The sequence below is a fragment of the Halomonas daqiaonensis genome (assembly GCF_900109725.1).
GTDB lineage: Bacteria > Pseudomonadota > Gammaproteobacteria > Pseudomonadales > Halomonadaceae > Halomonas > Halomonas daqiaonensis.
Genome location: NZ_FOBC01000003.1, coordinates 88507 through 109844, shown reverse-complemented (window position 1 = coordinate 109844; position 21338 = coordinate 88507). Strand labels below are relative to the sequence as shown.

Genomic DNA, 21338 nt, shown 5'->3' with positions numbered 1-21338 from the left:
TATCGCGTTCACCTTGATGCATCCGCGCGCAGGGCCGCCACGACTCGTTCCATGCCGGCGCTGCGCGAGCCCTTGACCAGTAAACTGGCCCCGGACGGTAGATGGTGGAGGACGTGGCGCATCAGCGCCTCCCGATCGTCGAAATGGACCCCGCCTTCGCCGAAGGCCTGGCTGGCCGGCGTCGCCGGTTCACCGAGGGTACCCAGGAAATCGATTCCCCGTTCCCGCGCGTAGTGCCCGAGTTCGGCATGCAGCCGATCGGAATCGCTCCCCAGTTCTCCCATGGCACCCAGCAGGCACCAGTGCGGCCCTGGCAGCGTCACCAGAACATCGAGCGCTGCCTTCACCGCGCCGGGGTTGGCATTATAGGTATCGTCCAGCAGTCGCGAGGCGTTGAGGCCCTCCACGATGTTCATCCGGCCCGGCATCGGCGCCACCGCCTCGAGCCCAGCCAGCACCTCGCCCTCCTCCAGCCCCATGGCCAGGGCCGCGGCCGAGGCCGCCAGGGCATTGGCCACGTTGTGGCGCCCCAGCAGGGCCAGGCGGACACGCCCTATCTCGCGGCCATCCCGGACAAGCGTGAAAGCATAGCGCCCGAGGGCGTCACAGGCCAGCGCCTCGGCACGCAGGCGCGCACGCGGGTCCAGGCCGAAGTCCAGCACTTCATGGGGCGCCGCCAGGCTCGCCCAGGTGGCGAAGAAGGCATCGTCGCGGTTGAGCACCGCCACGCCGTCGGCCGGCAAGTCGGCCAGGATCTCCCCCTTGGCCTGGGCGATCTGCCCCATGCCACCGAATTCGCCCACGTGGGCCCCGGTAACGTTGGTGATCACCGCCACCCGGGGTTCGGCGAGGGCCGTGGTCCAGGCGATCTCGCCGAGATGGTTGGCACCCAGTTCCACCACCGCCTGGCGATGACCAGGCTCCAGCGCCAGCAGGGTCAGCGGTGCGCCGATGTCGTTGTTCAGGTTGCCCTGAGTGGCCAGCGTCGTCCCGCACCGCTCCAGCAGGGTCGCCAGCATCTGCTTGACCGTGGTCTTGCCGCTGTTGCCGGTCACGGCGACCAACGGGCCACCCCAGGCTCGCCGCCGGGCACGCGCCAGCAGCCCCAGTGCCAGCCGGGTGTCGGCCACGAGCAGTTGGAGGAGTGGGTCATCCACTGCTCGTTCCACTTTTCTCTCGACCACGGCCGCCACGGCCCCGGCCTCGCGCGCCTGGTCGAGAAAATCATGGGCGTCGAAACGCTCGCCCTTGAGCGCCACGAACAACGCCCCGCGGGTGAGCCGCCGGGTATCGGTGACGATCGCCCCGACAGGCAAGTCCTCGGCCGGCGCGGGAAGCCCCAGGGCAGCGGCGACCTCGCCCAGGCTCTGCAGGCCAGCGGCACTCATCGTGGACCGTCCCCTTGATATTGCCGGGAATGGGCCGCCAGGCCACGCTCGGCCTCGGCAAGGTCCGAGAAGGGATGGCGAACGCCGGCCACCTCCTGATACTCCTCGTGGCCCTTGCCGGCGATCAGCACCACGTCATCGGAAGCGGCCTCGGCCAGCACCCGGGCAATCGCCTCTCGACGCCCGGCCAACTCGAGGACCTCGGTGCGCTCGGCGTCACCCAGCCCCTCCAGAATCTGGGCACGGATCACCGCCGGATCCTCGCCGCGCGGGTTGTCGTCTGTGATCACCAGCCGATCGGCTTGTTGCCGTGCAGCGGCGGCCATCAGCGGACGCTTGCCGGTGTCACGGTCGCCGCCGCAACCGAACAGGCACCACAGCCGGCCGTCGCCCGGCAGGTGGGCCCTCAGTGCCGACAAGGCATTGTCGAGGGCATCCGGGGTATGGGCATAGTCGATGACCACCGTAGGGCGGCCCTGCCCCGTGAGGCATTGCATGCGCCCGGGCACAGGGGCCAAGTCGGCCGCCGCGGTGAAGAGCGTCTCGAGAGAGTGACCCAGACCATACAGCGTGGCCATTGCCAGCAGCACGTTATCCAGGTTGAAGCGTCCCATCAGGCCGAGTTCGAGAACCCGCTCCCCTTCCGGGGTGGCGATGAGCGCCCGCTGACCCTCGTCATGGGGTATCCAGTCGATGACGCGCAGGGTCACGGACTCATCCTGGCCCACACCCAGCACCCGCACATGGGAGTGCAGGCCGGCGAGCATCAGTCGTGCCAGCGGGTCGTCACCGTTGACCACGGCGAGCTCGAGTTCATGCCGACGGAACAGCCGTGCCTTGGCGGCGGCATAGGCCGCCATGCTGTCGTGGTAGTCCAGATGGTCACGGCTGAGATTGGTGAACACCGCGGCATGCACGCAACAGCCATCGAGGCGGCCCTGTTCCAAGGCATGGGAAGAGACCTCCATGGCCACGCGGCGCACACCGTCGGCCGCCAGCTCACCCAGTGCAGCCTGAAGGGCCAGGGGACCCGGCGTCGTCAGCTGGCCGGCCGCCAGGCGTCCCGGCCGGCCATGCCCCAGGGTGCCGATGAGTCCGGTGTCTATCCCGAGGGCGTTGCTCAGCTCGGCCAGGTAGTGGGTCACCGAACTCTTGCCGTTGGTGCCGGTAACTCCAACCAGTACCAGATCACGGGGCACGGCGAACAGCACCTGGCCCAGTTCGCCCTGGGCCTCGCGCAGCCCCGTCAGCCAGAGTACACGGGGATCGTCGAGCCCCGGCGCACCATCGTCGTGGGCCAGCACCAGCGAGGCCCCGGCCGCGAGCGCCGCCGGAATGAAGTCGCGACCATCGGCCGCCACCCCCGGTACTGCCACGAAGACGTCTCCTGCGGCCAGTCGGCGGCTGTCGAGCACCAGCCGGACTATGTCCGGCAGGAGAATGTCCGCCAGAGCACGGCGACAGTCGGGCCAGAGCCCGCACAGGCCTGCCTCGAGTCGCTCGGCGGTCAGCTGCATCGCATTTTCTCTCCAAGGCTCGCTCATGATTCCGGCTCCCGGGCGTCAGGTGGCACATCCAGCAGGCGCAGGGCATTGCCAGCCACCCGCGAGAAGACCGGCGCCGCCACCGCCCCGCCATAATAGCTGTCGCCCCGCGGATGATCGATCATCACCACGGTGACGATCCGCGGGTCCGAGACAGGAGCGATACCGACGAAGAGGCTGCGATAGGCATTTTCTTCGTAGCCGCTGGCCGAGCTCTTGCGTACCGTGCCGGTCTTGCCGGCGACCCGGTAACCGGGGACGCCAGCTCGGCGGCCACCGGTCCCGGGCTGCACCGATTCCTCCATGATGCGCAGCAGGTCATGGGCCACACCGGGTGTGATGGCAGGATTGCCCACAGGAGGTTCAGGCAGCCTGAGCAGCGAAGGCGGTAATCGCACACCATCATTGGCGAGTGCCGTATAGGCGCTTGCCAGCTGCAGCGCCGAGACCGAGAGGCCATAACCGTAGGAGAGGGCGGCCCACTGGCTGCTCGACCAGCGCACGGGGGCCGGCAGGCTGCCCCCGGACTCGCCGGGGAAGCCGGTACCCGGGGCCTGGTCGAAGCCCAGCCGCCGATAGATCTCGGGGACCAGCGGCTCGTCGAGTTGCAGCACCAGCTTGGACATGCCGATATTGGAGGATTTCTCGAGGATGCCGGCCAGGTTGAGTTCGCCGTAGTTGCGAATGTCCTTGATGGTGAAGCGGTCGATGCGCATCCAGCCCGGCGAGGTGTCGACCACGATGTCCTTGTCGAACTGGCCGCTCTCCATGATCGCCGCCATGGCCAGCGGCTTGACCACCGATCCCGGCTCGAAGACATCGACGATAGCTCGATTGCGCAGCCCCTGAGGATCGAGTCCGGCCCGGTCATTTGGGTTATAAGAGGGCTGGTTGGCCATGGCCAGCACCTCGCCGCTGTGGGCATCCAGCATCACCACGATGCCGCCGTCGGCATCATGCTCGGCCACCGCCGCCTTGAGCTCGCGATAGGCCATGTACTGGAGGCGCTGATCCAGTGCCAGGGTCAGATCCCCTCCCGGCTGGGCCTCCTGCAGCACCGCCAGGTCACGCACCAGGCGCCCACGACGATCCTTGAGCACCCGGCGCTTGCCGGGCACGCCGGCGAGATGGGACTGGTAGGCGAGTTCCAGGCCTTCCTGGCCGACATCGTCGATATTGGTCACTCCCAGCAGTTGGGCAGTCACCTCTCCCGCCGGGTAGTAGCGCTTATACTCCTCCCGGGCATGCACGCCGGGAATGCGCAGATCCAGCACTCGCTGGGCCGCCTCCGGTGTCATGCGGCGGCGAAGATACATGAACTCGTGCTCGGCATAGCGCGCAATGCGCTCGTTGAGAGCATCGAGTTCCTGGCCCAGGGCCCTGGCCAACATCAGGCGCTGGATGTCGTCGACCGGCAGGTCCTGGGGATTGGCCCAGAGGGTCACCACCGGGGTCGAGATGGCCAGCGGTTCGCCATGGCGGTCGGTGATCATGCCGCGATGGGCGGGAATGGTATCAGTGCGCAGGGTGCGGGCATCGCCCTGGCCCTGCAGGAAGGGGCGGGCGAAGACATGCAGATCGACGATGCGACCGACCAGCAGCGCGAGCCCCACCAGCACCAGCGTCATCATCAGGGCATAGCGCAGCCGACCCATGGGGGCCATGGGCGGCGGACGCCGCGGCGACACGCCGCTACGGGCGTCGACGCTCATGGTCGGATGACCTCGACCTCGTCGATGGCGGGCAGACGCATCTCCAGGCGCTCCTGGGCCAAACGCTCGATGCGGGCAGGCGAGGACCAGGCGCTCTCCTCGAGCAGCAGTTGCCCCCATTCGGTCTGCAGTTGCTGCTGCTCGCGCTCGAGCTGCTGCAGGCGAGCATACTGGTCACGGGTCAGGTGACTCGCTGCGATCACCGCCAGGGCCGATCCCAGGCAAGCTGCCAGCAGCAGGACGACCAGCAGCAGCCGCGGTGATATCCCCAAGCGAAGGGGCCAGCCAAACGAGGAAATTGCCGTGGATCGTCCCGGTGTCATGTCCGACCTCAGTATCGCTTGCGCGCCACACGCATTACCGCACTGCGTGCACGAGGGTTCTCCTGCACCTCTTCGGCGGAGGGACGGCGCGCCTTGCCCAGCGACTCCAGCCGTCGCTTCAACTGGTCGTCGCGGATCGGCATGCCGCGGGGAAGGTCGGTATCGCCGCGCACGTGGTCACGAATGAAACGCTTGACCCGGCGGTCTTCCAGCGAATGGAAGCTGATCACCACCAGGTGGCCGCCCGGGGCCAGGGCTTCCAGTGCCGCCTCGAGGGCGGCATCGAGCTGTTCCAGTTCACCGTTGACCTGGATGCGCAGGGCCTGGAAGACCCGGGTTGCCGGATGCTTGCCCTTCTCCCAAGCGGGATGGGCCGTCTTGACCACCTCGGCGAGATCTGCGGTGCGTTCGAAGGGCCGCTCGAGTCGGCGCGCCACGATGGCCCGCGCCAGCCGTCTGGCGAAGCGCTCTTCACCATAGGCCTTGAAGACACCGGCGATCTTGCCCTCACTGGCCCGTGCCAGGAAGCCCGCGGCGCTCTCGCCGCGGGAAGGGTCCATGCGCATGTCCAGGGGGCCATCGCGCAGGAAGCTGAACCCCCGCTCAGGGTCGTCGAGCTGGGGCGACGAGACCCCCACATCGAGCAGTATGCCGGCCAGCCGGCCATGCAGTCCGTGGCGATCAGCAATCTCGTCGAGTCGGGCGAACTCGCCCTGCTCGATGGTAAATCGGGGGTCATCGATGGCCGATGCCTCGGCGACGGCCTGGGGATCGCGATCGATGGCCAGCACGCCACCCTGCGGCGCCAGCCGTTCGAGGATGGCGCGCGAATGACCACCACGGCCGAAGGTGCCGTCCAGATACGCGCCATCGGGGTCGTGGACCAGCACCTCCACGGCACCATCGAGCAGCACGCTGGCATGGCGAAAGCCGCGGGCCGGCTGTTCAGGGGCGAATGTCGGCATGTGGCTCTCGTTCGAGGGGGCTGAGGGGGCGTGTGCAACGGCGATGTTCGGAAAGGGAGTCGGCCGATAAGCCGGGTTCTGTCGTGGACAGTCATTCCTCTAGGGGCCCTGTCACCAGGACCCTCAAGCAACCTACCCGAACCCGACGCGGGCCACGTCATGAGGTTCCTATTTGGTCTTGCTCCGAGTGGGGTTTACCGTGCCACGCACTGTTGCCAGGCGCGCGGTGCGCTCTTACCGCACCCTTTCACCCTTGCCGGCCTCCCGAAGGAGACGTAGGCGGTCTGCTCTCTGCTGCACTTTCCGTCGGCTCACGCCGCCCAGGCATTACCTGGCACTCTGCCCTGTGGAGCCCGGACTTTCCTCCCCCGCTCCGGCACGAGGGCCGGGGCGGCGGCGACTGTCTGGCCAACTCCCGGGGCAAGGATACCAGCGCCCTCTCCCCGCCTCAATGCCCGTCCTTGAGCGCCTGGAGCCGGCCATACCAGACCTTCTTGGCACCACCCAGCACCCGTGCGGCCACGGCGGCCGCCTGCTTGACCCCGACCCCCTCGGCGAGCAGGGCCGAGAGCAATACATCGGCCTCCACCGCCGATGACTCGGCGTCGCCCCGCGGGGCTGCCCCGGCCACCATCACCACGAACTCGCCACGGGCCTGGTCCGAGTCCTCCTCCATGCGGGCAAGCAGCTCGTCGGCACTGCCGTCGAGAAAGGTCTCGAAGGCCTTGGTCAGCTCACGGGCCAGCACGACTCGGCGCTCCCCCAGGGTGGTGGCCAGATCTGCCAGGGTGTCCCGGATACGATGCGGAGACTCGTAGAACACCAGGGTCTCCTCGCGGGCCGCCAGCGCCTCCAACCGCTCCCGCCGGGCACCTCCCTTCGCCGGCAGGAAACCCTGGAAGAGAAAACGGTCGGTGGGTAGCCCCGCCGCCGACAGTGCCGCTACCAAGGCGCAAGGCCCCGGGACCGGCACGATGCGACGCCCACGGGCCCGTAGCTCGCGCACCAGCACGAAGCCGGGGTCGCTGATCAGCGGCGTGCCGGCATCAGAGACCAGGGCAACATCCTGTCCGGCGACGAGGCGTGCATCGAGCTGATCGACCCGCGCAGCCTCGTTGTGTTCATGGAGCGAGAGCATCGGCCGGGATAGGCCCAGGTGGCGCAGCAGGCGGCCGCTGTGGCGGGTATCCTCGGCGGCGATCACTGCCACCTCCCCCAGCACCCTTGCGGCCCGAGGGCTCAGGTCGTCCAGATTCCCAATCGGTGTGGCAACCACGTACAATGAACCGGCAGGCGTATCGGACATCTCGGCTCCCTGGGGGCTCTCGGAAATGGGGACAAGGAAGGATTCATGAAGATCTCGTTTCGCGGCCCTCTGGCTGCCGCCCTCACCGCGCTGCTGCTTGCGGGCTGCAGCTTCCAGCCGAGCATCGTCGAGCGGCAGGCCGACGACGACCCACAGCGCCTGCTGCAACAGGCCGAACAACAGGCACCCGCCCAAGCCGCACTATCACGCCTGGAGGCGGCCGACATCCTAGCACGCCAGGGAAACCGCACCCAGGCACTCGAGGTTGCCAAGGAAGTCGACGACAGCCAGTTGGAGCGCCAGGCACTAACGCGCTGGGCCCTGCTGCTCTCGGAGCTGGGCGAATCCATGGGGGAGCCTTGGGCGGTGATCCAGGCCGGACAGCTGCTAGACGAGGTAGAACTGCCTCGCGAGGCGTCCCTGAGCCTGCGTGAACGCCTGGGCATGGCGCTGGCAGAGGTCGACGAGCCCCTCGCGGCCGCCCGGGCCCTGATTCGCGTCCAGGCCGAGACCGAGCGTGAGGACCTCAACGATCCGATCTGGGATCAGCTCTCGCGACTTGACGATGGCTCGCTCTCCACCCTGCGTGAAGAGGGCAAAGACCTGACCCGTGGCTGGGTTACCCTGGCACAAGTTGTGCGCTCCAGCGGCAGCGACATCCAGCGGCTCTTCGCGCGCCTGGATGAGTGGCGCGAGCGCCATCGCGGTCATCCGGCAGCCCGTCGCCTGCCCGGCGAGATCACCGCCCTGAGTGAACTGCGCGGCCAGGAAGTCGATCATATCGCGGTCTTCCTGCCCGAGTCCGGACCACTCGCTGGCATTGCCGAGGCGATCCGCGAGGGCATCCGTACCCAGCATCAAGAGAGCGCCGACCGTGGTGCTCGCCTGAGCTTTTTCGACAGCAGCCAGAGCGACATGGAGACACTCTACCGGACGGCCGCCGACCGCGGCGCCCAGGTGGTGATCGGTCCACTGGACAAGGACGCCGTCAGCCGGCTCGAACAGCGTGAGCGTGTGCCACTGCCGACTCTGGCACTCAACTACGGTCGCGGGGAACGCAACCGGGCCTTGGGACTCTTCCAATATGGCCTCTCCGCCGAGGACGAGGCCCTGCAGGCCGCGCACCGTGCCTGGGTCGACGGTCACCGCCTCGCCTCGCTGCTGGTCCCGGACAACGACTGGGGACGCCGCGTCGGCGAGGCTTTCTGGAACGCCTGGCGCGACCTCGGGGGCGAAATCGCCAATGCGGTACGTTACAACCCCGAGGCCTCAGCCACCGAGAGCGCACGTCGAGCCGTGACCAACCCCCAGCCGGACATGCTGTTCCTGATGGCTCTTCCGGAGTACGCCCGCCAGGTACCGCCGACGCTGGACTACTACTACAGTGGCGGCCTGCCGATCTATGCGACGTCCCACCTCTTCGAAGGACGCCTGCAGCCCCGCCTGGACCACGACCTGGACGACGTGCTGTTCTCCGATATCCCGTGGCAGATCCCCGATGCAGCCGTGGGCGGCGTCGAGGCCCTGCCCTTCCTGGAGAGCTATCGCCAGCTGCGCGAGGAGTCCGATTCCGCCATGTTCCGGCTGATGGCCATGGGCGTTGATGCCTACGAGCTGGCCCGGCGCTTGCCGCAGCTGCAGGCCATCAGCGGCATCGAGCTGCTCGGCGCCACCGGCACCCTTACCCCCGGCGACGATGGCCGGATCCAGCGCCGCCTGCCCTGGGCACGCTTCGTCAACGGCGTCCCTCAGCCCGTGCTGACGCGGGGCGTATTCGGCGATGACCGGGCCCGGTGACGCCCGCGCCCGCGGTGGCGCTATCGAGCAGTTTGCAGCACGCTGGCTGATGGCACGCGGCCTCTCCCTCGAGGCCAGCAACCAGCATGCCAAGGGCGGCGAGATCGATCTGGTGATGCGCGATGGTGAGGTACTGGTGTTCGTCGAGGTCCGCCACCGTGCCGACTGCCGGCACGGGCACCCACTGGAGACGGTCAACGCCACGAAGCAGCGCCGCCTGATCCGTGCAGCGCGTTTTTATCTCCAGCGCAACGGGCTATCATGTCCCTGCCGCTTCGATGTGCTGGCCGTGACCGGCACGCCCCCCGATTTCGAGATCGAATGGGTGGCGGGTGCCTTCGAAGCGTTTTGACCGGTCAAGCCCCTCAGCGAAAAGGACCAGGAACCCCGCATGGATTTCCAGCAGCGCATTCTCGGCCACTTCAATGCCAGCATCGATACCAAGACCTATGCCAGTGAGGTGCTGCCGCCCTTCATCGAGGTAGCCAGCCAGATGATGGTCCAGTGCCTGGTCAACGAGGGCAAGATCCTGGCCTGTGGCAACGGCGGCAGCGCCGGGGACAGCCAGCATTTCTCCTCGGAGCTGCTCAACCGCTTCGAGCGGGAGCGTCCCAGTCTGCCGGCCCTGGCCCTGACCACCGACACTTCGACCCTGACATCGATCGCCAATGACTACAGCTACAACGAGGTCTTCTCCAAGCAGATTCGTGCTCTGGGGCAGCCTGGCGACATCCTGCTGGCGATCTCCACCAGCGGCAATTCCGCCAACGTCATCCAGGCCATCCAGGCCGCCCATGACCGTGACATGACGGTGGTGGCCTTGACCGGCCGGGACGGCGGCGACATGGCCTCGTTATTGGGCCAGGACGACTGCGAGATCCGAGTGCCGGCGACGTCCACGGCACGCATCCAGGAGGTCCACCTGCTGGCGATCCATTGCCTGTGCGACCTGATCGACGAACAACTCTTCGGTGCTAGCGAGTGATCCCCATGACCAGGAAATCCCTTCTCACCCCTCTGCTGCTCACCCTCGGCATCGGCTTAGCCAGCTGCACCACCGTGACCGGCATCACCACCCCCGGCACCATCGACGAAAACTACGGCGAACGCACCCTGGGCGCCCAGGTCGAGGACGAGAGCATCGAGACCAAGGTTGGCCACAACCTCGGCCGCACCGATGCACGGCTGAGCGATGCCCGCATCAATGTCGACAGCTTCAACGGCGTCGTGCTGCTCACCGGCCAGGTACCCAGCGAGGAGCTCAAGGCAAGGGCCGAAGAGGTGGCCGGCAAGGTGCGTAACGTCCGCGAGGTGCACAACGAGCTCGCCATTGCCGCCAACCTGCCGGCGAGCCAGCGGCTCTCCGATACCTGGCTGAGGACCCGCATCCGCACCAGCCTCGCGGCCAACGAGGAGATCGACTCCGGTCGCATCCGGGTGGTTGTCGAGAACAACAGCGTCTACCTGATGGGCATCGTCACCCGCAGCGAAGCGGAACGCATCGTCCAGGCCGTTTCCAACGTTGGCGGCATGCAGCGTATCGTCAAGGTCTTCGACTACCTGGACTGACGACCGCCCTTGCAGAATGCGAACGGCAGGCCTGTGGCCTGCCGTTTCGCGTCCGGATAAGCGATTCCTGGATCACTTGATGACCCGCAGCGAGGGGCGCCCCTTACGCGGCGGCGCCTCGTCACCCTGATGCTCTTCCTGAGTCACCTCTTGCTGCGAGTGGTCATCAGCGCTATCACCGGCGTTATCCACTTCATTGAGCCGAGGCCCCTTCTCCTCTGCCTCGGTCGCTTCGGCCGGTATCACCGGCTCATGACCGAACACCATGCCCACGCCATTTTCCCGGGCATAGATCGCGATCAGCGCCTCGATGGGCACCATCACCTGCATGGGTCGACCACCGAAACGCGCCGAAAAGCTTACCGCTTCGTTCTCCATGCTGAAGTCACGCACGGCGGTGGGCGCCAGATTGAGCACGATCTGGCCATTCTGGACGAACTGGCGGGGAACCTCGACCCCCGCCTGCTCGGCATCGACGACGATGTAGGGGGTCAGGTCATTGTCCAGCAGCCACTGGTAAAGGGCCCTGGCAATATAGGGGCGGCTCGATTGCATCACTTGGCCCTCCTGGGTCGAGGACCCGGTCATCGCCGGGTCGAAATTCAGGGGCGCATCTCGCGTTCGCTCTCACTGAGCGCCGCCTTGAAGCCATCACGGTCGAACAGGCGCTCCATGTAGCTCATCAAGGGCTTGACCTGCTTCTCGGGCAGCTCTATGCCCAGTGCCGGCAGGCGCCAGAGGATCGGGGCCAGGCAGCAGTCCACCAGGGTAAACTCCTCGCTCATGAAATAGGGCATGTCCTCGAAGATCGGCGAGATGCCGACCAGGCTTTCGCGCAATTCCTTGCGCGCCTTCTCGACGTCTTTCTTCGCGCCACTCTGTATCTGATCGACCAGCGGACACCATTCGCGCTCGATGCGATGCATCCACAGGCGGCTCTTGGCACGCGCCACGGGATAGACAGGCAACAGCGGCGGATGCGGGAAACGCTCGTCAAGGTACTCCATCATCACCTTGGACTCGTAGAGCACCAGGTCGCGGTCGAGCAACGTGGGCACGCTATTGTAGGGGTTGAGGTCGGCGAGTTCCTCGGGGTGCTGCTCGTCGGTCACCTCGACGATATCGACGGCAACGCCCTTTTCGGCGAGCACGATTCGCACACGATGACTGAAATGGTCATCCCCTCCGGAATAGAAGATCATCGACGACCGCTTGGCCACTACACCCATGTAACAATCCTCGCATCAGTTCGTGCCGGGATGATAACACGACCGCCCCCGCCTTGAGGGGCATCGTGTTGCCCGATATCGGGCAAAGACCACGAGGGGCGCATGGCCATCGACCATGCGCCCCCGTGGATGTCCGTCGATGACGGTTCAGTGAACGTCGCGCCAGTACTCACGCTTGAGCAGGTAGGAGATGACCCCGAAGATGAAGATGAAGATCAACACCTTCGGCCCCAGCGACTGGGCCTGCAGCTTGGACGGCTCCCCCGCGTAGGCGAGGAAGTTGGTGAGGTCGTAGACCGCTGCCTCGAACTCCTCCGGCTCCATCTCGCCAGGCTGGGTGACCTGCAGCGTCTCGCAGGACTGGTACTTCCCGGTCAGGGGATCGAGCTCGGCCCCCTCGACCGGTTTATCCGTCGCGGCGCACACCTTCTCCTGCACCCCCTGCAGCGGTTCCAGCACGTTGGGCATGGCCACCAATGGGAAGACCGCATTGTTGACGCCGGTGCCGGTGCTGGGATCCTTGTAGAAGCTCAGCAGGTAGGAGTAGATCCAGGAGGGGCTGCGCACACGCGATTCGAGGGTCAGGTCGGGCGGTGCTACTCCGAACCAAGTCGCACCGTCTTCCTCGTTCATGGCGATATGCATCTGGTCGTTGAAGCCCAACTCGGGGGAGAAGATCAGGTTCTCTTCCACCAGGTCCTGAGGCATGTCCAGGTCTTCGGCAGCACGCGCGAACCGCTGGTGCTCCAGCGAGTGGCACCCCATGCAGTAGTTGACATAGAGTTTCATGCCGTTCTGCAGGGACGCCTTGTCGTGGAGGTCGGGCTCCATGGAGTACGGCACGTCTGCGGCTGGGGCGGCCATCGCCGTGACGGGCACCAGCGCGAAGAGCAGTGCGAACAGTTGCTTTTTCATTAGCCAGTCACCCTTTCCGGAACGGGTTTGGTCTTCTCCAGCCGGGTATAGAACGGCATCAGCAGGAAGAAGGCGAAGTAGATGACGGTGCACACCTGGGACAGCAGGGTACGCCCCTCGGTGACCGGCAATACCCCGAGCACGCCCAGGATCAAGAAGCTGATCGCGAAAAGCGTCAGCATCACCTTGGACATCCAGCCCTTGTAACGCATAGAGCGCACCGGACTGCGGTCGAGCCAGGGCAGCACGAAGAGCACTGCGATGGCCGCGCCCATGAAGATCACGCCGAGAAACTTGGCGTCGAGGCCGAACAGCGAGAAGGTGATCGCGCGCAGGATCGCGTAGAAGGGCGTGAAGTACCAGACCGGGGCGATATGATCGGGCGTCGTCAGCGGGTCAGCCGGCTGGAAGTTAGGCTTCTCGAGGAAATAGCCGCCACCCTCGGGGAAGTAGAAGATCACCACGCAGAAGACGAACAGGAACACCGCCACGCCGACGAGGTCCTTCACCGTGTAGTAAGGATGGAAGGGAATGCCGTCCAGCGGCTTACCGGATTCGTCCTTCTTCTTCTTGATGTCGATACCGTCAGGGTTGTTGGAGCCGACCTCGTGCAGGGCGATGATGTGCAGCACCACCAGCGCCAGGATGACGATCGGCAACGCGACCACATGCAGGGCGAAGAAACGGTTGAGGGTGATACCGGAGATCAGGAAGTCACCGCGAATCCACTGGGTCAGGTCGGGACCGATCACCGGGATCGCCGAGAACAGCGAGATGATGACCTGGGCACCCCAATAGGACATCTGGCCCCAGGGCAGCAGATAGCCCATGAAGGCCTCGGCCATCAGCGCCAGGTAGATGGCCATGCCGAAGATCCACACCAGCTCGCGAGGCGCCTTGTAGGAACCATAGAGCAGTCCGCGGAACATGTGCAGGTAGACGACTGCGAAGAAGGCCGTGGCGCCAGTGGAGTGCATGTAGCGGATCAGCCAGCCCCACTCCACATCGCGCATGATGTACTCGACCGAAGCAAAGGCGCCCTCGGCAGAGGGGTTGTAGCTCATGGTCAACCAGACCCCTGTGAGGATCTGGTTGACCAGCATCAGCAACGCCAGTGAACCGAAGAAGTACCAGAAGTTGAAGTTCTTCGGCGCATAGTACTTCGCCATGTGGTCCTGCCACATCTGGGTGGCCGGGAAGCGGTCATCGACCCAGCGCATAAAGCCGCGCTCCGCCTTGACTTTGTTAGGATTACCCATCAGGCAGTCTCCTCATCTTCGCCGACCGTGATCAGCACATCGCTGTCGAAGCGGTAAGGTGGCACTTCGAGATTGGTCGGTGCCGGCACGTTGACGAATACGCGCCCGGCCAGATCGAAGCGCGAGCCGTGGCAGGGACAGAAGAAGCCGCCCGGCCAGTCGTCGGTTCCTACGCCCTCGGCATCGGGCTCAGGGCGATAGAGCGGTGAGCAGCCCAGATGAGTGCAGATGCCGATGAGCACCCCGATTTCCGGCTTGATCGAGCGCATCTCACCGGAGACGTAACTCGGCTGCTGCGGCACCATGGAGGAGGGATCCGCGAGGCGGTCCTCGGAGAAATTACGCGTCCGCTCGATCATCTCCGGCGTGCGGTTGATGATCCATACCGGTTTACCGCGCCACTCGACGGTCATGCGCTGACCGGGCTCGAGCTTCGACACGTCAGCCTGGACGGGAGCACCCGCCGCTCTTGCCCTGGCACTAGGCTGCCAGGAAGCCACAAAGGGAACCGCAACCCCGACAGCACCCACCGCACCCACGACGGTGGTGGCACCTACGAGGAAACGGCGCCGACCCTTGTTTACGCCGTTATCTGCCATTTCTGGTTTCTCCCATCAGCTTACCCGTTGTTCCATCACGGACAGTGACCCCCCCGCGACCACGGATACCAAATGCGATCTATGGTAAAAAATCGTGTCGCCCCGCACAAGGAAAGGTTCCCTGAACAAACGGAAAACCCTGGCGACAAATTCTTGATCCGGAACAAAAAACGCCCAGGTCACTGGACCCGGGCGTTTTCATGCGGCAATACGAGGCGTATCAGCGCTTGGAGAACTGCGGGCGGCGACGCGCCTTGCGCAGGCCGATCTTCTTGCGCTCGACCTGGCGGGCGTCACGAGTGACGTAGCCCGCTTCGCGCAGCTGGCCGCGGAAGTCCTCATTGTAGTCCAACAGGGCACGCGTGATGCCGTGACGGATGGCGCCAGCCTGAGCCGAACCGCCACCGCCCTTGACGGTGACGTAGACGTCGAACTGACCGAGAGTCTCGGTCAGTTCGAGCGGCTGACGAACCACCATGCGACCGGTGACCCGGCCGAAATACTGGTCCAGCTCACGGCTGTTGACGGTGATCTTGCCGGTGCCCGGCTTCATGAAGACGCGGGCGGTAGAGGTCTTGCGGCGCCCGGTACCGTAATACTGCTGTGTCATGGCGAAGACTCCCTCAGAGGTTCAGTGCTTGCGGCTGCTGGGCAGCATGCGGATGCTCGGTGCCGGCGTAGACCTTGAGCTTCGAGTACATGGCACGACCCAGAGGACCCTTCGGCAGCATGCCCTTGACGGCGGACTCGATGACACGCTCCGGTGCGTGGGCGATCATCTTCTCGAAATTCATGGAGCGCAGGCCACCCGGGTAACCGGTGTGGCGGTAGTAGGTCTTGGCACTGGCCTTGTTGCCGGTGACCTGGACCTTCTCCGCGTTGATCACGACGATGTAATCACCGGTATCCACGTGCGGGGTGTATTCCGGCTTGTGCTTGCCGCGCAAGCGACGAGCGATCTCGGTGGCCAGGCGACCGAGCGTCTTGTCCGCAGCATCGACGACGAACCAGTCGCGCTGGACGGACTGCGGTTTGGCAGTGAACGTCTTCATGGATGAATCACCAATTGATGTGTTGGGTTCTGCCGCCGGGCATCCGGCATGGAACCATCCCTATTTTTCTTGGTTGCAAGCCAACAACAAAGGCTGGAGGCAGGCAACGGGTAGAGCGCGCGAATTCTACACGACCCGCCATCGACATGGCAACGCCAGCATGGTTATCGCTCGAAGCTGACTCGGCGACAAAGCCACCGGCTCCCCTCGCTATAGTCAAGGAAGCCCTGGCAATGCCGGTCAAGGCTTGTGAGGCAGGGCCAGATAGTCGTGGGACTGCATTTCCTGGAGACGCGAGAGGGTGCGCTGGAACTCGAACTCCAGGCGGCCGTCGCGATAGAGCTGATCGGCCGGCACCTCGGCGGACATCAGCAGCTTGACGCCGCGGTCGTAGAACTCGTCGACCATGTTGATGAAGCGCCTCGCCTGATCGTCCTGGTTGGCCCCCATGCGCGTGACGTTGGAGACCAGCACGCTGTGGAACTCGCGGGCCAGTTCGATGTGGTCGTTCTGGCTGCGGGGTCCGTCGCAAAGCTCGGTGAACTCGAACCATACCACGTCGTCATGCAATCGGCGGGCATGGAGCACTCGATGGTTGATCTCGATCGGCGCCCCCGCCTCACCCTCGTGGCCGGCGATCTCACGAAAGCTGCGGGCCAGCTCTGCCTCGGCCTCGTCGTCCAGGGGGGCATGGAAGATTTCAGCACGCTCCAGGGCGCGCAGGCGGTAGTCGACCCCCGAATCCACGTTGACCACCTCGCAGTGACGCTCGAGCAGCTCAATGGCCGGCAGGAAGCGAACCCGCTGCAGTCCATCCTTGTAGAGCTCCCCGGGGACGATGTTCGAGGTTGCCACCAGCACTACGCCGTGAGCGAAGAGCGACTCGAGCAGGTTGGCCAGGATCATCGCATCGGTGATGTCCTTGACGAAGAACTCGTCGAAGCAGATGACCCGTGTCTCGGCCGCAAACTTGGCAGCGATCAGCGTCAGCGGGTTGCGCTCCCCCTTGTAATGCTCGAGTTCATTGTGCACCCGCTGCATGAAGCGGTGGAAATGGGTGCGCATCTTCTCGGGAAAGGGCAGCGTCTCGAAGAAGGTATCCATGAGATAGGTCTTGCCGCGACCCACTCCGCCCCATAAGTAGAGCCCGTGGATTGCGGGCAGCGCAGGCTCGGTTTCCTCGCGATCGCGCCGGCCGAACAGGCCTGCCATCCGTGACTTGAGGCCACCATTGCGCTTCGGCGGCACTACTCGAGAAGGGGGTGTGGTCACCAGCTCATCGTAGAGACGCTGCAGGTGCTTCACGGCCTGTTCCTGGGCGGCATCAGGCTGGAAACCGTTGCGCTCGAGATCCTTCCGGTAGCGGCTCATCGGCGTCTCGGGCTGCCGCGCGCCCGGGAAAGCCTTGGGAGAGTGCGTCTCGCTCATGGGGATTCCTGAGGGCCTGTACTCGGGACATTCGGGAAGGGATTATACGCAATCCCGACCACAGTTGGCATCGCCGGCCGCCGCGTTGACCCGGCGCACCGCGTCGCCCCTATAATGGGGGCCGGATCGAGTCCGGCCAGATGACGACACTTCACACCGTACGGCATGTCGCCCAACGCTTCAGGGAGAAAGCACACGTGGACGAGACCACCATCAACTGGGTGCTGGCCATCGCCTGCCTGCTGGCCGGCATCGGTATCGGAGCACTGGGCTACCACCTGCTCAATGCCAGGGCCGGGGACGCCCAGCACCTTCGCCAGCGACTCGCCGAGCGCGAGCGTGAACTGGCGGAGTTCAAGGACGGCATGGGCGACAGCCTCGAGCGTATCGCTCGGCTGGCCGAGAACCTGCACCGGGAGAGCCAGGACCTCGAACAGGAGGCCGAGGAGGCCAGGGATCGACTTGGCTCCCGCTCGCTGAAGCGCCAGGCCATGGAGGCCGTCGTCCCTGAACCCGCCGCGACCGAGGCGGGGCCCGCCGTGCCCCGGGATTACGCCGACGGCGATCACGGCACCCTCTCCGAAGACTTCGGCTTCAAGAACGACGAAGACGCCGCTAGGCCCCAGCCCCCTCGCCACTGACACCCGCTCGAGGCACAGGCCTGACGCTCAGGCCGGGTTATCAATGTCGACGAAGCGGTGCTCCACATCGAACTCGGCCGCAAGCCGCTCGCCGAGGGCCTGGACCCCGTAGCGCTCGGTCGCGTGGTGGCCCGCTGCGAAGTAGTGGATGCCCATCTCGCGCGCCAGGTGGGTGGTACGCTCGGAGATCTCTCCGGAGATGAAGGCATCGGCCCCGGCTTCCCAAGCCTGGATGACCATGTCCTGAGCCCCACCGGTGCACCACGCAACTCGGCGGATCTCGCTGACGCCCGGAGCCTCGATCAATAGCGGTTCGCGCCCCAGGCACGCTTCGACATCACGGGTCAGAGCCGCGGCGTCGAGGCCCGGCCGAGGCTCGCCCAGCCACACCAGTCCCTCGCCGAGTTCGCCATCCGCACAGCCCGTGACGCTGAAGCCCAACCGGCGGCCGAGTTCGGCGTTGTTGCCGAGCTCGCGATGGGCATCCAGCGGCAGATGGTAAGCCAGCAAATTGATGTCGTAGGCCAGCAGTGTCGCCAGGCGACGGCGCTTGATGCCGGTGATGGTGACCGGCTCGTTCTTCCAGAAATAACCGTGATGCACCAACACGAGATCGGCCTGCCAGTCCACGGCCTCGTCGAGCAATGCCTGGCAGGCGGTCACCCCGGTCATGACCCGCGAGACTCGTTCGGTGCCGGACACCTGCAGGCCATTCACGGTGTAGTCCTTGAAGCGTTCTGGCTCCAGCAGTCGGTCGCAGGTGGCGACCAGGTCGTCACGATTCGTCATGCAGCCTCCGGGCGCGGTCGGGTGGGTAATGTTACAATCCACCCAGTGTAACAGCGGGAGGATAACCCGCGACCCAGCACCGCCGACAAGGACCCCGCTGCATGCGACGCACCCTGCTTCCCTATCTCTGGCCTGTGCTCATCGGCGTGCTGGCGGCCATCGTGCTGCTCAATGCCTTCCCTCAGCTGATCGGCCGGCCGGCATCGCCGCCGGCCCCTCCTTCCACTCCCGCGCTGGTGCCCTCCGACGACGAGACCCGGTCACGTGAGACCCAGGCTCGCGAAGCGCCGGAGGTGCGTCAGGCCGAGCCCCTCACTCGCCAGCAGGGGCGTACCAGCTATGCGCAGGCGGTGGAGCGCGCCGCGCCGGCGGTGGTCAACATCTACTCCAGCCGGGTGGTCGAGCGGGAAGAACATCCGCTCATGTCGGACCCCTTCTTTCGCCAGTTCTTCGGTGACAATCTGCCCAGCCGCCAGCGCATGCTCTCGAGCCTCGGCTCCGGGGTCATCGTCAGTGATGATGGCTACGTGCTGACCAATCACCACGTGATCCGCGGGGCCGACCAGATTCAGGTCGCCCTGCGTGACGGTCGCGAGACCCTGGCCGAGGTGATCGGCACCGACCCCGAGAGCGATCTTGCCGTCCTGCGTATCGAGCTCGAGTCGCTGCCGGTAATGGAATTGACCGATACCACTCGGGTCGCCGTGGGTGACATCGCGCTGGCCATCGGCAACCCCTTCGGCGTCGGCCAGACGGTGACCATGGGCATCATCAGCGCCACAGGGCGCAGCCACCTAGGGCTCAATGCCTACGAGGATTTCATCCAGACCGATGCTGCCATCAACCCCGGCAATTCGGGGGGAGCACTGGTCAACGCCGAGGGCGCCCTGGTCGGCATCAACACCGCCATCTTCTCGCGCTCCGGTGGCTCCCAGGGCATCGGCTTCGCAATCCCCGCCAACCTGGCCCGCAACATCCTCGAGGAGCTGGTCACCCACGGGCGTGTCATCCGCGGCTGGATGGGCGTCGAAGCCCAGGAGCTCAACCAGGAGCTCGCCGCCTCCTTCGGCCTGCAGACCCCTTCTGGCGTGATCATCGCCGGTGTAGTGCCGGGCGGCCCTGCCGACCGTGCGGGCCTGCAACCCGGCGATGTGCTGCTGGAGGTAGACGGCCGGCCGGTGCTCGACCCCCGGCGCACCATGAGCGACATCGCCGCGATGGCGCCCGGCACCCGCCTGCCGCTCACGGTGGTTCGTGGCGGCGAGCGCAGGGAGATCACCATCGAGCTAGGCGAGCGCCCGACTCCGGAGCCGCGTCGACCCGTCGGGGATTGAGGTTTCCAACGACGCGAGGACCCCGCCATTGGACGGGGCCCCGGTTTGTCATGACGCATGTCATTGCGCCACCCCGTTCGCCGAAGTGCTACGCCTTGAGGCGATACTCGGCCGAGCGGGCATGGGCGGTCAGTGCCTCACCCCGCGCCAGCGTGGCGGCGATCTTGCCGAGCTCGGCGGCGCCCTGCGAAGTACAGTGGATGATCGAGGAGCGCTTCTGGAAATCGTAGACCCCCAGCGGCGAGGAGAAGCGCGCCGTCCCTGACGTAGGTAGCACATGGTTGGGGCCGGCGCAGTAGTCGCCCAGCGCCTCGGCGGTATAGCGCCCCATGAAGATGGCGCCGGCATGGCGTATCTCCGGCAACCACCCCTCCGGATTGGCCACCGAGAGTTCCAGATGCTCCGGGGCGATACGGTTGATCAGCGCCATCGCCTCGTCACGATCCTGGCAATGGATCAGCGCGCCGCGGCGGGCCAGCGACTCGCGCACGATGGGAGCACGCTCCAGGCTCGGCAGCAGCCGTGCGATCGACGCCTCCACCGCCTGCAGGTGCTCCAGGTCCCAGCTCACCAGCACCGCCTGGGCATCCTCGTCATGCTCGGCCTGAGAGAAGAGGTCCATGGCCAGCCAGTCGGGGTCGGTACCGCCATCCGAGACCACCAGAATCTCCGATGGACCGGCGATCATGTCGATGCCCACCTGGCCGAATACCGCCCGCTTGGCGGTGGCCACGTAGATGTTCCCCGGACCGACGACCTTGTCCACCCTCGGCACCGTCTCGGTGCCGAAGGCCAGGGCCGCCACCGCTTGGGCGCCGCCCAGCGTGAAGACATGGTCGACACCGGCGAGATAGGCAGCGGCCAACACCAGCTCGTTGAGGATGCCATCGGGGGTCGGCACCACCATGACGATCTCGCGCACGCCGGCCACATGGGCGGGAATAGCATTCATCAGCACCGAGGAGGGGTAGGCCGCCTTGCCGCCCGGCACATAGATGCCCGCGCGATCCAGGGGCGTGACCTGCTGGCCCAGCACGGTGCCGTCGGCCTCGGTGTAGTGCCAGGAGGCCGGCTTCTGGTGCTCGTGATAGGCGCGGATGCGCTCGGCAGCGCTCGACAGAGCCTCGCGCTGTTCCACCGGCAGGCCCTCGAAGGCCTGGCGCAGTCGTGCCTCACTCAGCGTCAGCTCGGCCATGGACGCAACAGCGAGCCGGTCGAAACGGTTCGAATACTCGACCAGCGCCGCATCGCCACGAGCCTTCACGGCGGCGAGAATCTCGTCGACGCGCTGCTGGACCTCGGCGTCGGAGACCCCCTCCCAGGCCAGCAGGTCGGCCAGGCGGCTATCGAAGTCGGCCTGAGAGGTCGATAACCGCGCGATATCGACGCCATCGGTGGGGGATTGGCTCATGGCAGTGGCTTCCTCTCGAAACGGGGTTCGTCGCCTTTGACAAGACTACGCGACAGGCTGCCGCGGCACCTGGCCGC

At 65.7% G+C, this 21338-nt stretch carries 22 protein-coding genes and 1 other RNA gene; 6 read left to right on the top strand and 17 right to left on the bottom strand.

Going from position 1 to position 21338, the window contains the following annotated elements:
* Nucleotides 1–8: 8 nt before the first annotated feature.
* The 7 genes from BMY30_RS03215 to rsmI form a co-directional block, all read right to left on the bottom strand.
* The gene (locus BMY30_RS03215) at nucleotides 9–1388 is read right to left on the bottom strand and encodes a UDP-N-acetylmuramoyl-tripeptide--D-alanyl-D-alanine ligase (RefSeq protein ID WP_089710547.1); all 1380 of its coding nucleotides are present in this window, start codon (nucleotides 1386–1388) and stop codon (nucleotides 9–11) included.
* Nucleotides 1385–2905 (bottom strand): UDP-N-acetylmuramoyl-L-alanyl-D-glutamate--2,6-diaminopimelate ligase, encoded by a 1521-nt coding sequence (locus BMY30_RS03210; RefSeq protein WP_089710545.1) that lies wholly within the window; start codon nucleotides 2903–2905, stop codon nucleotides 1385–1387. Before BMY30_RS03210 ends, BMY30_RS03215 begins: the two co-directional genes overlap by 4 nt.
* 23 nt (nucleotides 2906–2928) lie before the next feature.
* The gene (locus tag BMY30_RS03205; RefSeq protein ID WP_089710543.1) at nucleotides 2929–4644 is read right to left on the bottom strand and encodes a peptidoglycan D,D-transpeptidase FtsI family protein; all 1716 of its coding nucleotides are present in this window, start codon (nucleotides 4642–4644) and stop codon (nucleotides 2929–2931) included.
* On the bottom strand, nucleotides 4641–4967 hold the full coding sequence (gene ftsL, locus BMY30_RS03200; protein WP_089710542.1) for a cell division protein FtsL: 327 nt from the start codon (nucleotides 4965–4967) through the stop codon (nucleotides 4641–4643). The genes BMY30_RS03205 and ftsL overlap by 4 nt, the downstream gene beginning before the upstream one ends.
* 8 nt (nucleotides 4968–4975) lie before the next feature.
* On the bottom strand, nucleotides 4976–5932 hold the full coding sequence (rsmH, locus tag BMY30_RS03195; RefSeq protein ID WP_089710540.1) for a 16S rRNA (cytosine(1402)-N(4))-methyltransferase RsmH: 957 nt from the start codon (nucleotides 5930–5932) through the stop codon (nucleotides 4976–4978).
* Nucleotides 5933–5983: 51 nt separating this feature from the next.
* An RNA gene (rnpB, locus tag BMY30_RS03190) (RNase P RNA component class A) lies at nucleotides 5984–6348 on the bottom strand.
* A gap of 32 nt (nucleotides 6349–6380) precedes the next feature.
* Entirely contained in the window at nucleotides 6381–7238 is an 858-nt protein-coding gene (gene rsmI / locus BMY30_RS03185; RefSeq protein WP_089710538.1) for a 16S rRNA (cytidine(1402)-2'-O)-methyltransferase, read from the bottom strand.
* Nucleotides 7239–7283: 45 nt separating this feature from the next.
* Here rsmI and BMY30_RS03180 point away from each other — a divergent pair, with 45 nt between their 5' ends.
* From BMY30_RS03180 to BMY30_RS03165, 4 genes are read left to right on the top strand one after another with little or no spacing between them, the layout of a single operon-like run.
* Nucleotides 7284–9035, top strand: a complete 1752-nt coding sequence (locus tag BMY30_RS03180) for a penicillin-binding protein activator (protein ID WP_089710536.1) — start codon at nucleotides 7284–7286, stop codon at nucleotides 9033–9035.
* Nucleotides 9019–9387, top strand: coding sequence for a YraN family protein (locus tag BMY30_RS03175; RefSeq protein WP_089710535.1), 369 nt, complete (start codon nucleotides 9019–9021; stop codon nucleotides 9385–9387). Before BMY30_RS03180 ends, BMY30_RS03175 begins: the two co-directional genes overlap by 17 nt.
* 39 nt (nucleotides 9388–9426) lie before the next feature.
* The gene (locus tag BMY30_RS03170; RefSeq protein WP_089710533.1) at nucleotides 9427–10020 is read left to right on the top strand and encodes a phosphoheptose isomerase; all 594 of its coding nucleotides are present in this window, start codon (nucleotides 9427–9429) and stop codon (nucleotides 10018–10020) included.
* Nucleotides 10021–10025: 5 nt separating this feature from the next.
* Nucleotides 10026–10604 carry a BON domain-containing protein gene (locus tag BMY30_RS03165; RefSeq protein WP_089710530.1) on the top strand — a complete coding sequence of 193 codons (579 nt, stop codon included), beginning with the start codon at nucleotides 10026–10028 and terminating at the stop codon, nucleotides 10602–10604.
* A 72-nt stretch (nucleotides 10605–10676) separates the two neighbouring features.
* On the opposite strand, the gene BMY30_RS03160 is transcribed toward BMY30_RS03165, so the two are convergent.
* The 8 genes from BMY30_RS03160 to zapE all read right to left on the bottom strand — a co-directional run bounded on the left by BMY30_RS03160 (nucleotide 10677) and on the right by zapE (nucleotide 17086).
* Nucleotides 10677–11159 carry a ClpXP protease specificity-enhancing factor gene (locus BMY30_RS03160; protein ID WP_089710528.1) on the bottom strand — a complete coding sequence of 161 codons (483 nt, stop codon included), beginning with the start codon at nucleotides 11157–11159 and terminating at the stop codon, nucleotides 10677–10679.
* Nucleotides 11160–11206: 47 nt separating this feature from the next.
* Complete coding sequence (gene sspA, locus BMY30_RS03155) at nucleotides 11207–11833, bottom strand: stringent starvation protein SspA (protein ID WP_089710526.1); 627 nt, start codon at nucleotides 11831–11833, stop codon at nucleotides 11207–11209.
* Between the two features lie 147 nt (nucleotides 11834–11980).
* Nucleotides 11981–12748, bottom strand: a complete 768-nt coding sequence (locus BMY30_RS03150) for a cytochrome c1 (RefSeq protein WP_089710524.1) — start codon at nucleotides 12746–12748, stop codon at nucleotides 11981–11983.
* On the bottom strand, nucleotides 12748–14007 hold the full coding sequence (locus tag BMY30_RS03145; RefSeq protein ID WP_089710522.1) for a cytochrome b: 1260 nt from the start codon (nucleotides 14005–14007) through the stop codon (nucleotides 12748–12750). Before BMY30_RS03145 ends, BMY30_RS03150 begins: the two co-directional genes overlap by 1 nt.
* On the bottom strand, nucleotides 14007–14606 hold the full coding sequence (petA, locus tag BMY30_RS03140; RefSeq protein WP_089710520.1) for a ubiquinol-cytochrome c reductase iron-sulfur subunit: 600 nt from the start codon (nucleotides 14604–14606) through the stop codon (nucleotides 14007–14009). The genes BMY30_RS03145 and petA overlap by 1 nt, the downstream gene beginning before the upstream one ends.
* 220 nt (nucleotides 14607–14826) lie before the next feature.
* Nucleotides 14827–15216: a 30S ribosomal protein S9 gene (gene rpsI, locus BMY30_RS03135; protein WP_089710518.1), complete on the bottom strand. Its 390-nt coding sequence runs from the start codon at nucleotides 15214–15216 to the stop codon at nucleotides 14827–14829.
* A 13-nt stretch (nucleotides 15217–15229) separates the two neighbouring features.
* Complete coding sequence (gene rplM, locus BMY30_RS03130) at nucleotides 15230–15658, bottom strand: 50S ribosomal protein L13 (protein WP_089710516.1); 429 nt, start codon at nucleotides 15656–15658, stop codon at nucleotides 15230–15232.
* 240 nt (nucleotides 15659–15898) lie between these two features.
* A complete protein-coding gene (gene zapE, locus BMY30_RS03125; protein ID WP_089710513.1) occupies nucleotides 15899–17086 on the bottom strand; it encodes a cell division protein ZapE in 1188 nt (395 codons plus the stop codon).
* A gap of 197 nt (nucleotides 17087–17283) precedes the next feature.
* On the opposite strand from zapE, the gene BMY30_RS03120 reads away from it, so the two are divergent.
* A complete protein-coding gene (locus BMY30_RS03120; protein ID WP_170840058.1) occupies nucleotides 17284–17727 on the top strand; it encodes a Z-ring associated ZapG family protein in 444 nt (147 codons plus the stop codon).
* 27 nt (nucleotides 17728–17754) lie between these two features.
* Here the strand turns inward: BMY30_RS03120 and BMY30_RS03115 are convergent, their stop codons facing one another.
* A complete protein-coding gene (locus tag BMY30_RS03115; RefSeq protein ID WP_089710509.1) occupies nucleotides 17755–18516 on the bottom strand; it encodes a Nif3-like dinuclear metal center hexameric protein in 762 nt (253 codons plus the stop codon).
* A 101-nt stretch (nucleotides 18517–18617) separates the two neighbouring features.
* On the opposite strand from BMY30_RS03115, the gene BMY30_RS03110 reads away from it, so the two are divergent.
* Nucleotides 18618–19850, top strand: coding sequence for a Do family serine endopeptidase (locus BMY30_RS03110; protein WP_089710507.1), 1233 nt, complete (start codon nucleotides 18618–18620; stop codon nucleotides 19848–19850).
* Nucleotides 19851–19938: 88 nt separating this feature from the next.
* Here the strand turns inward: BMY30_RS03110 and hisD are convergent, their stop codons facing one another.
* Nucleotides 19939–21261: a histidinol dehydrogenase gene (gene hisD / locus BMY30_RS03105; protein ID WP_089710505.1), complete on the bottom strand. Its 1323-nt coding sequence runs from the start codon at nucleotides 21259–21261 to the stop codon at nucleotides 19939–19941.
* Between the last annotated feature and the right edge of the window lie 77 nt (nucleotides 21262–21338).